Origin of the sequence: Gillisella vitis, assembly GCF_021559775.1 — a bacterium.
Lineage (GTDB): Bacteria > Pseudomonadota > Alphaproteobacteria > Rhizobiales > Rhizobiaceae > Allorhizobium > Allorhizobium ampelinum.
The window spans coordinates 1,636,056-1,648,119 of the sequence record NZ_CP056047.1; the positions used below are offsets into that span (position 1 = coordinate 1,636,056).

11 protein-coding genes are annotated in these 12,064 nt (G+C 58.5%); 9 read left to right on the top strand and 2 right to left on the bottom strand.

Translation table 11 applies throughout. The features are described 5' to 3' along the window. The first annotated feature begins 2 nt into the window (after nt 1-2). The 9 genes from uca to fghA all read left to right on the top strand — a co-directional run bounded on the left by uca (nt 3) and on the right by fghA (nt 9,874). Nucleotides 3-3,572: an urea carboxylase gene (gene uca, locus AVCG78_RS07795; RefSeq protein ID WP_156582704.1), complete on the top strand. Its 3,570-nt coding sequence runs from the start codon at nt 3-5 to the stop codon at nt 3,570-3,572. A gap of 203 nt (nt 3,573-3,775) precedes the next feature. Beyond that, nucleotides 3,776-4,417 carry an RBBP9/YdeN family alpha/beta hydrolase gene (locus AVCG78_RS07800; RefSeq protein WP_071205238.1) on the top strand — a complete coding sequence of 214 codons (642 nt, stop codon included), beginning with the start codon at nt 3,776-3,778 and terminating at the stop codon, nt 4,415-4,417. A 93-nt stretch (nt 4,418-4,510) separates the two neighbouring features. Next, entirely contained in the window at nt 4,511-5,449 is a 939-nt protein-coding gene (locus AVCG78_RS07805) for a DMT family transporter (protein ID WP_156582703.1), read from the top strand. A 255-nt stretch (nt 5,450-5,704) separates the two neighbouring features. Continuing rightward, nucleotides 5,705-6,184, top strand: a complete 480-nt coding sequence (locus tag AVCG78_RS07810) for a hypothetical protein (protein ID WP_071205237.1) — start codon at nt 5,705-5,707, stop codon at nt 6,182-6,184. A gap of 87 nt (nt 6,185-6,271) precedes the next feature. Next, nucleotides 6,272-7,399 (top strand): S-(hydroxymethyl)glutathione dehydrogenase/class III alcohol dehydrogenase, encoded by a 1,128-nt coding sequence (locus AVCG78_RS07815; RefSeq protein ID WP_071205236.1) that lies wholly within the window; start codon nt 6,272-6,274, stop codon nt 7,397-7,399. Next, the gene (locus AVCG78_RS07820) at nt 7,399-7,872 is read left to right on the top strand and encodes a GNAT family N-acetyltransferase (protein WP_071205235.1); all 474 of its coding nucleotides are present in this window, start codon (nt 7,399-7,401) and stop codon (nt 7,870-7,872) included. Before AVCG78_RS07815 ends, AVCG78_RS07820 begins: the two co-directional genes overlap by 1 nt. A gap of 5 nt (nt 7,873-7,877) precedes the next feature. Next, entirely contained in the window at nt 7,878-8,342 is a 465-nt protein-coding gene (locus AVCG78_RS07825) for a YaiI/YqxD family protein (RefSeq protein WP_071205234.1), read from the top strand. After that, the gene (locus AVCG78_RS07830) at nt 8,339-9,010 is read left to right on the top strand and encodes a DUF1345 domain-containing protein (protein WP_015916218.1); all 672 of its coding nucleotides are present in this window, start codon (nt 8,339-8,341) and stop codon (nt 9,008-9,010) included. Before AVCG78_RS07825 ends, AVCG78_RS07830 begins: the two co-directional genes overlap by 4 nt. Nucleotides 9,011-9,028: 18 nt before the next feature. Next, a complete protein-coding gene (fghA, locus tag AVCG78_RS07835) occupies nt 9,029-9,874 on the top strand; it encodes an S-formylglutathione hydrolase (protein WP_071205233.1) in 846 nt (281 codons plus the stop codon). A gap of 96 nt (nt 9,875-9,970) precedes the next feature. Here fghA and lpxB read toward each other — a convergent pair whose 3' ends face one another. Further along, entirely contained in the window at nt 9,971-11,146 is a 1,176-nt protein-coding gene (gene lpxB, locus AVCG78_RS07840; protein WP_071205232.1) for a lipid-A-disaccharide synthase, read from the bottom strand. 43 nt (nt 11,147-11,189) lie between these two features. Further along, nucleotides 11,190-12,062, bottom strand: a complete 873-nt coding sequence (locus AVCG78_RS07845) for an LpxI family protein (RefSeq protein ID WP_071205231.1) — start codon at nt 12,060-12,062, stop codon at nt 11,190-11,192. Nucleotides 12,063-12,064: the final 2 nt, after the last annotated feature.

Sequence of the window (12,064 nt, forward strand, 5' to 3'; positions counted from 1 at the left end):
CGATGTTCAAAAAGGTTCTGATTGCCAACCGGGGCGAAATCGCCGTCCGGATCATCAAGACATTGCGGCGTCTGGGCATTGCCTCCGTCTCCGTCTATTCCGATGCCGACCGGTTTGCACTGCATGTGCGGCTGGCCGATGAAGCCATCCGGCTTGGCCCGGCCCAGGCCAGCGAAAGCTATCTGAATGTCGAGGCGGTGATTGCCGCCTGCAAGGAAACGGGGGCTGAAGCCGTCCATCCCGGCTATGGCTTTCTCTCCGAAAATATCGGCTTTGCCGAGCGGCTACAGGCCGAAGGCATCGCCTTTATCGGCCCGACGCCGGAGAATATCGCCAGCTTCGGCCTCAAACATACAGCCCGGCAACTGGCGGCAGACAGCGGCGTGCCATTGCTGCCGGGTAGCGGCTTGCTGGACAGCGCCGAAGACGCCCTCTCGCAAGCCGAATTGATCGGCTATCCGGTGATGCTGAAATCCACGGCGGGCGGCGGCGGCATCGGCATGCAGCTCTGCCATGATGCAGCAAGCCTGCAAGCGGCCTTCGAGACGGTCCAGCGCACCGCCAAGGCCAGTTTCGGCGATGCTCGGGTCTATCTGGAGCGCTTCGTGTCCAAGGCTCGGCATGTTGAAGTGCAGATCTTTGGCGATGGACAGGGCCGGGTCATTGCGCTTGGCGAACGGGATTGCTCTCTCCAGCGCCGCAACCAGAAAGTCATCGAGGAAACCCCGGCCCCCGGCCTGTCGGAGGCAGTTCGCCAGCGCCTGCATGGGGCAGCCGTCTCGCTTGGCCGCTCGGTCCATTACCGCTCGGCAGGCACGGTGGAATTCATCTACGATCCCGCCCGCCAAGAGTTTTACTTCCTGGAGGTCAATACACGGCTTCAGGTCGAGCATCCGGTGACAGAGGCGGTGTTCGGCATCGATCTGGTGGAATGGATGATCCGTCAGGCCGCCGATGAGGATGTGCTGACCGGCAATGAACATCTGGTGCCTAAGGGTGCTGCCATCGAGGCCCGGATTTATGCCGAAATGCCCCATGCAGATTTTCGCCCCAGCGCAGGACTGCTGACGGACGTGGTGTTTCCGAAAACAGCCCGCGTCGATGGCTGGATCGAAACCGGAACCGAGGTGACACCTTATTACGACCCGATGCTGGCCAAGCTGATCGTCACAGGCAACGACCGTGAGACGGCGATTGCCGCTTTGCAATCGGCGCTATCGGCAACGTCCATTTCCGGCATCGAGACCAATCTCGATTATCTCAGCGCTATCGCCGCCTCCGATCTGTTTTTAAGCGGCGATGTGGCAACCACGGCGCTGAAGGATTTTTCCTTTGTGCCTGATGTGGTCGAGGTCATCGCCCCCGGTGCGCAATCCAGCCTTCAGGAATTGCCGGGGCGGCTGGGGCTTTGGCATGTTGGTGTGCCGCCGAGCGGACCGATGGACGCCCGCTCCTTTCGCCACGCCAACCGGCTGGTCGGCAATGGCGACGAGGTGGCGGCGCTGGAACTGACTGTCTCAGGGCCGATGCTGAAATTCTTCTCCGATGTTACCCTCGCACTGGCAGGAGCCGAGATGGCGATGACATTGGATGGCGAGCCGGTCGCGCATAACGCGGCCTTCACGGTCAAACCCGGACAGGTTCTCGCCATCGGCAGGATTTCCGGTCCCGGCCAGCGCGCCTATCTGGCAGTCTCGGGCGGCTTTGCGGCACCTGTCGTGCTTGGATCACGCGCCACTTTTGGCCTCGGCCAATTCGGCGGCAATGCCACGGGGACCCTGAAAGTTGGCCATGTGCTGCGGCTGGCTCGCAGCCCACAACCCGTCACCACGCCCGCTGATGAGCCACCGGAGCTGACGCGCGCATGGTCGGTCGGTGTGATCTATGGTCCGCATGGCGCGCCGGACTTCTTTCTGGACAGCGATATCGAAACGCTGTTTTCGACTGATTACGAGGTGCATTTCAACAGCGCCCGCACCGGGGTCCGGCTGATCGGCCCTGCTCCCAAATGGGCGCGGCAGGATGGCGGCGAGGCCGGACTGCATCCCTCCAACTTGCATGACAATCCTTATGCGATTGGTGCCATTGATTTTACCGGGGATATGCCGATCATTCTCGGTCCTGATGGCCCAAGCCTGGGCGGTTTCGTCTGCCCGGCGGTGATTACCGGAGACGAACAGTGGAAGATGGGCCAGTTTAAGCCGGGCGATACCATTCGCTTTCATCCTGTGGCGCGAGATGGGGATAGTGCCGCTGCTTCGGGAAGCGTCGAGCATGGGGTGCCACTACCGCCAGCTCAAACCCACCTCCCACCAGAAGCCGGCTCCCCCATCCTCAGCCACAATTCCAACGGTCCAGTCTCCGTCACCTATCGCCGTCAGGGTGACGACAATCTGCTGGTGGAATATGGCGAGATGCAGCTCGACATCGCCATTCGCATGCGCGTCCACTTGCTGATGCAAGCGGTCAAGGCGGCCAAGCTGCCGGGCCTGATCGACCTCACCCCCGGCATTCGGTCGCTTCAAATCCATTATGATGGCGCCAGCCTGCCCCGCGCCCGGCTGCTAGGCTTGCTCAGCGAAATCGAGGCCAGCCTGCCCCCGGCGGGAGATGTGACGGTGCCAAGCCGCACGGTCTATCTGCCGCTCTCCTGGAACGACCCGGAGGCGGAACTGGCGATGCGCAAATACCAGGAGCTGGTGCGGCCCAACGCCCCCTGGTGCCCGTCCAATATCGAGTTCATCCGCCGCATCAACGGTCTTGCCGACGAGCAGGCCGTGAAGGACACCATTTTCAACGCCCGCTATCTGGTGATGGGTCTTGGCGATGTCTATCTCGGCGCGCCGGTTGCCACGCCGCTCGATCCACGCCACCGGCTGGTGACCACCAAATACAATCCGGCCCGCACCTGGACGCCGGAAAATGCCGTTGGCATTGGTGGCGCCTATATGTGCATTTACGGTATGGAAGGTCCGGGTGGCTACCAGCTGTTTGGCCGTACCATCCAGATGTGGAACACCTGGCGGCAAACGCCGGTCTTTACCCGCGACAAGCCTTGGCTGCTGGATTTCTTCGACCAGATCCGCTTCTTCCCCGTCAGCCACGATGAGCTGATGGAGGCCCGCGCCGCCTTCCCGCATGGCGGCTATCCAATCCGTATCGAGGACGGCGCGTTTTCCTATGCAAACTACGCGGCGGAGCTGGCTGAAAATGCCGAAAGCATCGGCACGTTCAAGCGTCAGCAACAAGCAGCCTTCGAGGCGGAACGCCAGCGCTGGAAGGACCAAGGCCTAGACAGCTTCACCGCCGATGAGGACGCGAGCCCCAGTGCTGGCGGCGATATTCCAGACAATTGCTTCGGCGTCGAAAGCGCCGTCCCCGGCAATCTCTGGAAACTGCTGGTGGAGGAAGGCCAGTCCGTTGCCGCCGGCGAGACGATTGCCATCATCGAATCGATGAAGATGGAGATCACGGTGACAGCCCATGCGCCAGGAATCCTGCGGGAATTACGGGCCATCCCAGGAAAGACGATCAAAGCGGGAGACGTGATCGCTGTGCTGCAAAACCTCTGAAATGGCCAGCCTCATCGACATAATTACCGGATATCTGGAATGAAATTTCATTTATCCGGTCAAATTTTCTACTAAAAAACCAGAGAATAGATGGAGCTTTCTCGTCCTCGGCCAGATTCGGACCGATAATCATCAATATCGGAGCATGATCGACGCGGGATCGGCATGTTCGGATGCTCTGACAGTTGCGGAAAGGATCAGCCATGCCAAGCAAGACCTGTAGCATCGATACACTTGTCGTTCCGGGACTGAACGGTTCAGCCGCCGGGCATTGGCAACGGCATTGGGTTGAAGACCAGCCCTCCAGCATCATGGTCGAGCAGGACGATTGGGCTCATCCCGAGCTTGGCGCCTGGAAAGCCCGGCTGGAACAGCAGCTTGCTTCGTGTAGGTCAGGCGCTTGGATCGTTGCCCATAGCATGGGCTGCCTTCTGACCGCCCAAATGGCCGATAGTCCGCTTCGCCATCTGATCCGTGGCGCGCTGCTTGTTGCACCCTGCGACCTGAAAACCACCGAGAACCAACATCCCGATGTCATCCGATTCGGTGACATGCCCTGCCAGCGCCTGCCCTTTCCCTCATTGATGATCGGCAGCAGCAACGATCCCTATATGGATACCGAAACGTTACAGCGCACCGCGTCCTGCTGGGGCAGCAGGCTGGTCAATCTCGGCCCGGTCGGCCATATCAATCCGCAAAGCGGGTTTGGACGGTGGAGCGAAGGCTATGTTTTTCTGTCGCAACTGCAAACCGCCGTTGAAGGCCGCCGAGAAATCCAGCCCCCGAAGTCTACAAGATCAGCACCTATAAGCTTGGCTGAGCCACACGTGCATTCACACGCCTGAACATACGTACAATTTTTTTCAACCTGCCTTTGCAAGCAGAGCCTTGATTAAGGCCTCGCCTCATGATCATCATCGGAAAACCTGGATATTCCGATGACGTCCCTCTCCCCCAATCTTTCCAATCCGTTGCGCGGCATGGCCCTGATGGCGGGCTGCATGCTTGTGCTGCCGGGCATGGACGCGATTGCCAAATACATGGCCAATATCGAAGGCATGTCGCCGGGGCAGGTTACCTTTTACCGCTTCTTCTTCCAGCTTGCCTGCACCCTGCCCTTTCTCATCGCCTTGCAAGGCACCAAAGCCTTTACCGCCAAGCGGCCGTTTCTCAACCTGCTACGGGGCGCGTTGCATGGCGCGGCAAGCCTGTGTTTTTTCGCCGCCGTCAAATATATGCCGCTCGCCGATGTGTTCGCGATCTATTTCGTAGAACCATTCATCCTGACAGCGCTATCGGCGCTGTTTCTGGGCGACAAGGTCGGATGGCGGCGCTGGCTTGCCATTCTGATCGGCTTTGGCGGCGCGATGATTGTCATCCAGCCCAGTTGGGAAATTTTCGGCGCGACCTCGCTGCTGCCGGTACTCTGCGCCTTCCTGTTTGCCCTCTATATGTTTTTGAACCGCGCCATCGGTAATGCCGATTCACTAATGACCATGCAGACCATGTCGGGCGTCGGTGGCACAATCTTCATGGGCGGTGCGATGCTGATCGGCCAATCCGCAGGCAGTGCCGATTTCACTCCATCGCTTCCCACCAGCGTGACCGGTCTGCTGCTGCTGGTTCTGCTCGGTGTCCTCTCGGGCCATATACACCTTCTCGTAGTGAAGGCCTTTCGCATGGCACCGCTTTCCGTGCTCGCGCCGTTCCAGTATTTCGAGATCATTGCGGCGACCATTCTCGGCTATGTGCTATTCAATGATTTTCCGTCGCCGTCGAAATGGCTGGGCATCGGCATCATCGTCGCCTCCGGCCTGTTCATTCTATGGCGGGAACACCGCAATGCCTCTGCCGAAAAAGCTCTGGCTGCCACCTGAATACACCCAAAAAAGAGCAAATCCATATTTGGTCTTTTACTATTCGAATCCCATGCATTTTCAGGGCTTACCTGCAGCGCTGCGCATATAACGTATCGTTTCAGCTCATTGTAACCTTTTGTAAACTTCGTTCGTTATGGCGAAAGAAAGAATTGGCATTTAGATCAATCTACGGTTTCATGATGAAACGAGGTTTCGACTATGAGGGAATTTCGTCTCTCGTTTCCGGCATGTGTTATCGCCGGAAAGCAGAGATTGGACCACCATGACGTGGTTCTTCTCCAGACATATGGCCTGCCGCATGGGGTTTGCACCCATGAAGATGCAATGACGCTTCTGGTGCTGAACGGATGCTGTCCTGATAAATGCGCTGAATGGCAGAGCTATTTTATCGATTCCATGGCTTGCTACATTTTGCGCAAACGGCCGCCGGAAAACCGCATCGACCACTATAAATTGCAATGGCTGATCAGCACCTTCACCACCGATGGCAAGGCAAACTCGCCAATCGAACAGCGGCTTTTGCAACACATTTCCATGATGATGGCAGACTTGCAGAATGGGCCCATCGAGTCGCCGGTCCTGGTTGATGTCACCGAAAAGACAGTCGTAAGCAGCGTTCATCCATTGAAAAGACAGGGAAGAGAGCTGCGCAGCCGTTTTTCAAGCCGCGGTCACAAAGAGGAAAAGACCTTGCCTCTTCAGCAGCGCAAAAAACGATTTGCGCTGGGCTGAGTTTTGAGAAAAACCCCTTACGGATCTTGAGGCTTTGCGCAAGTCAGTGCAAAACTCCGCCGACAAGAAACCAAGGGAGACTTCTTTATGGATGTTCGCGCCGCCGTTGCCACCCAGGCAGGCAAGCCACTTGAAATCATGACCGTGCAGCTGGAAGGCCCAAAGGCTGGCGAAGTGCTGGTTGAAGTCAAGGCCACAGGCATCTGCCATACCGATGATTTCACCTTGTCCGGCGCTGATCCGGAAGGCCTGTTTCCGGCCATTCTCGGCCATGAAGGGGCTGGTATCGTGGTCGATGTCGGGCCGGGCGTCACCTCGCTGAAAAAGGGCGATCACGTCATTCCGCTTTACACACCCGAATGCCGCGAATGCTACTCCTGCTTGTCACGCAAGACCAATCTGTGTACCGCGATCCGCTCCACCCAGGGCCAGGGCGTCATGCCAGATGGCACGTCACGCTTTTCCATCGGCAAGGACAAGATCCATCATTACATGGGTTGCTCGACCTTCGCCAATTTCACCGTCCTGCCGGAAATCGCGCTGGCGAAGGTCAACCCGGACGCGCCTTTCGACAAGATCTGCTATATTGGCTGCGGCGTCACCACCGGCATCGGCGCGGTGATCAACACCGCCAAGGTCGAGATCGGCGCCACCGCCATCGTCTTTGGCCTGGGCGGCATCGGCCTCAACGTGCTTCAGGGCCTGCGGCTTGCAGGCGCCGACATGATCATCGGCGTCGATATCAACAATGACCGCAAGGCCTGGGGCGAGAAATTCGGCATGACGCATTTCGTCAATCCGACCGAAGTCGATGGCGACATCGTGGCCTATCTGGTCAACCTGACGAAGCGCAATGGCGACCTGATAGGTGGCGCCGATTACACGTTCGACTGCACCGGCAATACCAAGGTAATGCGCCAGGCGCTGGAATCCTCGCATCGCGGCTGGGGCAAATCGATCATCATCGGCGTCGCGGGTGCTGGCCAGGAAATTTCCACCCGTCCATTCCAGCTGGTCACGGGCCGCAACTGGATGGGGACAGCATTCGGCGGCGCGCGCGGTCGTACCGACGTTCCGAAGATTGTTGAATGGTACATGGAAGGCAAGATCCTGATCGACCCGATGATCACCCACACAATGCCACTCGAAGACATCAACAAGGGCTTTGAGCTGATGCATTCGGGGACAAGCATCCGCAGCGTGGTTCTGTATTGATGGCAAATATGCCTTATCGGGTTGACGTGCGGAGACTGGATGCATTCTCCGCACGAGACCTTTATGACCTCCTGAAAATGCGCGTCGATGTGTTTGTCGTCGAGCAGAAATGCTCCTATCCGGAGCTTGATGGCAAGGATATCGAAGCCCTGCATCTGCGGCTGACAGATGGTGATGACCTTATCGCAAGCGCCCGGATTTTAACGCCGGAGGAGCCTTCGTCCACGGTCAAGATCGGGCGTGTTGTCGTCTCGCCCTCCCATCGCGGCAAGCGGCTTGGCGATGCCTTGATGCGCGAAGCCATTGCGGCCTGTGAACAGCGTTTTCCCTCAAGTCCGATAGAACTTTCTGCCCAAAGCCATCTGCAACTTTTCTACCAGTCGTTTGGCTTTCTTCCGGTCTCGGCGGAATATCTGGAAGACGGTATTGCCCATGTCGACATGGTCCGTGCCGTCTCGATCGGGAGGGCCTGAAGCCAATGATCTATGTGGATGCCGACGCCTGCCCGGTTAAAGCCGAGGTGTTGAAAGTGGCCGAACGCCACGACATGCCAGTGACTTTCGTTGCCAATTCCGGCCTGCGCCCGTCTCGCGATCCGATGGTGACGAATGTCATCGTCTCCAATGGTTTCGATGCCGCTGACGACTGGATCGCCGAACGGGCCGGGCCAGGCGATATTGTCATCACCGCCGATGTGCCGCTGGCCGGGCGCTGCGTCGCTACGGGTGCTTTCGTCACCGGGCCGACCGGACGGATGTTCGATAAGACCAATATCGGCATGGCGACCGCCATGCGCGATCTCGGCGCCCATTTGCGCGAGACCGGTGAAAGCAAGGGCTATAACCGCGCCTTCAGCCCCCGCGACCGCTCGCAGTTTCTGGAAACACTGGATCGGCTTTGCCGTCGCTGCAAATCCCTCCGTCAGGACACGGCCCCATTATGACCTCCAAGAAAAAGCCTCGTTTCTACGCATTGAGACGCCATAGGCACAGCCCGTTCTATGCGTCTGGTCTGCTGGGACTTTTGACGTTGCCGGTCTTTCTGTGGATCAAGCCCGCCTTGGCCGTCGAATGCTCGGCCATCGTGTTTTTCGTCCTCTATATCGCCTTGATGATAAAACGCATCCCCGGCATCACCGCTGAACGCCTGAAAACCAGCCCGCAACGCGACGATGCCCCGACCATCGTCATCCCGCTGGTCAGCCTACTGGCGGTAGTGGCCGCCGTCGCCGCTCTGTTCAACGCCTTGAACCGGGCCGGTTCTCCCAGCTTGCTGGAAGTGTCGCTAGCGTTTGTGTCGGTCATCAGCGGCTGGTTCACCATTCACACCATGTTTGCCATGCATTATGCCCATGATTATTGGCGTCATCTGACAAGCAATCCCGACCCCGGCCCTTCCGGCGGTCTGGATTTTCCCGACACGCCGGAGCCAGGTGGCTATGAATTCCTGTATTTCGCCTTCGTCATCGGCATGACCGCCCAGACATCCGATGTCGCCATCACCAGCACGGCCATGCGGCGGCTGAACCTCGCCCATTCCATCGTGTCTTTCTTCTTCAACACCATCCTGGTCGCGGCAGCCGTCAACGCCGTCGTTTCGATAGCGAATTGATCAGCAGGAGCCTCTCGCATGAATATTCTATCGCAAAACACCGCCTTCGGCGGCATGCAAGGCGTGTTTTCACACCAATCCGATGTCACCGGCTGCGAAATGACCTTCGCAGTCTTTGTACCGCCGCAGGCCATCACCGAAAAGCGCCCGGTGCTCTGGTATCTGTCCGGCCTGACATGCAGCCATGCCAATGTGATGGAAAAGGGCGAATACCGTCGGCTGGCCGCTGAACTCGGCCTGATCATCGTCTGCCCGGACACCAGCCCGCGCGGCAATGATGTGCCGGACGAGCTGACCAACTGGAAAATGGGCAAGGGCGCGGCTATGTATCTGAATGCCACCGAAACGCCTTGGGCCGAACATTTCCAGATGTACAGCTACATCACCGAGGAATTACCCGCGTTGATTGCCGAACAGTTCCGCGCCGACATGAGCCGCCAGGGCATTTTCGGCCATTCTATGGGCGGCCATGGTGCATTGACCATCGCACTGAAACATCCCGACCGCTTCAAGAGCTGCTCTGCATTCGCCCCAATCGTCAGTCCGCTAAAAGCCGATTGGACGCAGGATGCTTTTGAGAAATATCTTGGCCCCGACCGTTCCCTCTGGCGGCAATACGATGCCTGCGCCCTGATCGAGGATGGAGCGCGCTTTCCGGAATTCCTGGTGGACCAAGGTAAGGCCGACAGTTTCCTGGAAACAGGTCTACAGCCCTGGTTACTGGAAGAGGCCGTGAAAAACACCGATATCGGCCTGACGCTGCGGCTGCATGAGCGCTACGACCATTCCTATTATTTCATCTCGACGTTTATGGACGATCACTTGCGCTGGCATGGCGAACGACTACAGCGCCGTGCGCCATAAATGGCGCACAAATGTTCGCTGTAGCGCCTTATATCTGCTGCATAATTTTCTCCTTAAATCGATTCCGATTTAAGGAATTATGCAGTAGGCTAATAATCATACAATTGAACGGGTCTTCAAAACATCCAGCACGATCTCCGCCCCCGCTTCACCCGCGGGGGTTTTTGTCTGCATTTTCTGCCAGACCAGATCGAAGCCCTCCACCATGGCTTGCCGCTCCCGCGTCTCGGTGGATAGTCGCTCCATCCAGCGCGCCAACGATGCGCCGCGCAATTGCTCGTTCAGATATTCCGGCACCACGACATAATCGGCAATAATGCTCGGCAAGGCGCCAGTCCAGATCTTGATCCGGCTATGCAGGAGCTTGATCAGCCAATCGGTCTTATAGGTGGAGACGACAGGCACGCCAGCCAGGCAAAGCTCCAGCAGCACCGTTCCTGAAGCAGCGATGGCCGCATCCGATTCGGCAAAGGCCCGCCACTTGGCGTCCTCCCCAACGACCACATCTGGCTTTTCCTCCCAATTGGCAACAGCCTCGCGCACCTGACGCTCCCGCCGTGGTACCGTTGGCAGCACAAACCGCGTCGGCCCATTGCGCTCGACGAAAATCCGGGCTGCATCGCGAAACACCGGTGCCAAGGCCGAGATTTCCGCGCCGCGTGATCCCGGCAGCAGCATGATGGTTTTCGGCTCCTCTGCGGCAGGAAGCGGACGCAGCAGCCGGTCTGCCCGACAGGCCAACATGGCGGGGCTGGTGACCAGCCGATGCCCGACAAAATGGGTTTCCGGCCCGCCAAGACGCTGCATCACGGCGGGCTCGAACGGCAGGACGGCCAAAACGCTATCGACATAGGCCAGCATGGCCTTGGCCCGGTATTCCTTCCACGCCCAGACGCTCGGGCAGACATAATTGATCACCGGCATAGTCGGGCAGGCCGCCCTCACCTTTTTCGCAACGCGATGGGTAAAATCCGGGCTATCCACGATCAGCAACAAATCCGGCTTGGCTGACACAATGGCTTTGGCAGTTTTGCCGATCAATGTCAGGAAACGCGGCAACTTAGCCAGGACCTGGGTAATGCCCATGACCGACAATTCCGAAAAATCAAACAGTGAGGTCAGGCCCTGCGCCTCCAGCGCCGGTCCACCGACGCCGATCAGCGTGATCTCTCCGTCATAGCGCTGCTTCAGCGCCGCGATCAGATCCGCACCCAGCAAGTCGCCAGAGACTTCGCCAGCAATGACTGCGATCTTCAGGGGCCGGTTTTCCATGCTTCACTTCCCTCAGTCGACTTCATTGAGGCTTCGCCTCACCTTAGCTTAACCAGGCTTCGCCCTCAGGTGCCAATTCAATACCGGAGATAAAAATACCCGCCGCATCGGCCTGCCTCAAGGTTTCGTGGCGTTGCAAAAGCAGCGCCCGCCCGGCCTGAACCGCAATGCCGGAAAGCCCGGCACGGGCGGCATTTTCAATGGTCGATTGCCCGATGGTCGGCAGGTCGGCGCGAATATCCTGCTGCGGTTTGCACAGCTTGACCAGCACACCACGCCGCCGCGATGAAATTCGCCCTTCGGCCCGAAGTTCAGCGACTCGCTGCAACATCCGGTCCGTGCCTTCAACCCCCTCCAGCGCAACAATGCGACCGCCAACGCTAACGGCGCCCTGGCCAACATCTAACCGGCCCAAGGCATCAGCGGCTTTGGCAGCGGCGGCAATGTCGCGCCTGTCATCATCTGTCGGTTGGGACGAACCGAGCGGCCCAAGCTCCGCCAGCAGCTGCGGGGCAATCTCATGCGCGCCCACCACCCGGCAGCCCTGCGACTCGATCAGTTGAATGACCATTTTCAGCACAGCGTCATCCCCACCCGACAGCAGGGTTTTCACCGCAAACGGCAGCTTTACCAAAAAACGAAGATTAACGTGGATCTCTTTGAAATTAGGGCGCTTTTTAACACCACCAGACATCACCACCCGTTTGATGCCATGTCGCTTTATCAGGCTCGACAGGCCCGCCATATCGCCGACCCCGATCACGGCAGACTGGAAACCGTCCCAGCGTTGGTCCGCCTCGTTTTTCAGCGGCAGGATGAAGGGATCTTCACCCGCCGCCCGCGCCGCTTCGGCGACATAGACCGGCAGCATTCCGCTGCCGGCAATGATGGCGAGACGCCCCTGCGGGCCGCTCATCC

Excerpts from the sequence above, each read along its gene's own strand:
- AVCG78_RS07845 (WP_071205231.1), bottom strand. The coding sequence starts at position 12,062 with ATGAGCGGCCCGCAGGGGCGTCTCGCCATCATTGCCGGCAGCGGAATG.
- AVCG78_RS07820 (WP_071205235.1), top strand. The coding sequence starts at position 7,399 with ATGGCAAATATGCCTTATCGGGTTGACGTGCGGAGACTGGATGCATTC.
- uca (WP_156582704.1), top strand. The coding sequence starts at position 3 with ATGTTCAAAAAGGTTCTGATTGCCAACCGGGGCGAAATCGCCGTCCGG.
- lpxB (WP_071205232.1), bottom strand. The coding sequence starts at position 11,146 with ATGGAAAACCGGCCCCTGAAGATCGCAGTCATTGCTGGCGAAGTCTCT.
- AVCG78_RS07800 (WP_071205238.1), top strand. The coding sequence starts at position 3,776 with ATGCCAAGCAAGACCTGTAGCATCGATACACTTGTCGTTCCGGGACTG.
- AVCG78_RS07815 (WP_071205236.1), top strand. The coding sequence starts at position 6,272 with ATGGATGTTCGCGCCGCCGTTGCCACCCAGGCAGGCAAGCCACTTGAA.
- fghA (WP_071205233.1), top strand. The coding sequence starts at position 9,029 with ATGAATATTCTATCGCAAAACACCGCCTTCGGCGGCATGCAAGGCGTG.
- AVCG78_RS07830 (WP_015916218.1), top strand. The coding sequence starts at position 8,339 with ATGACCTCCAAGAAAAAGCCTCGTTTCTACGCATTGAGACGCCATAGG.
- AVCG78_RS07805 (WP_156582703.1), top strand. The coding sequence starts at position 4,511 with ATGACGTCCCTCTCCCCCAATCTTTCCAATCCGTTGCGCGGCATGGCC.
- AVCG78_RS07825 (WP_071205234.1), top strand. The coding sequence starts at position 7,878 with ATGATCTATGTGGATGCCGACGCCTGCCCGGTTAAAGCCGAGGTGTTG.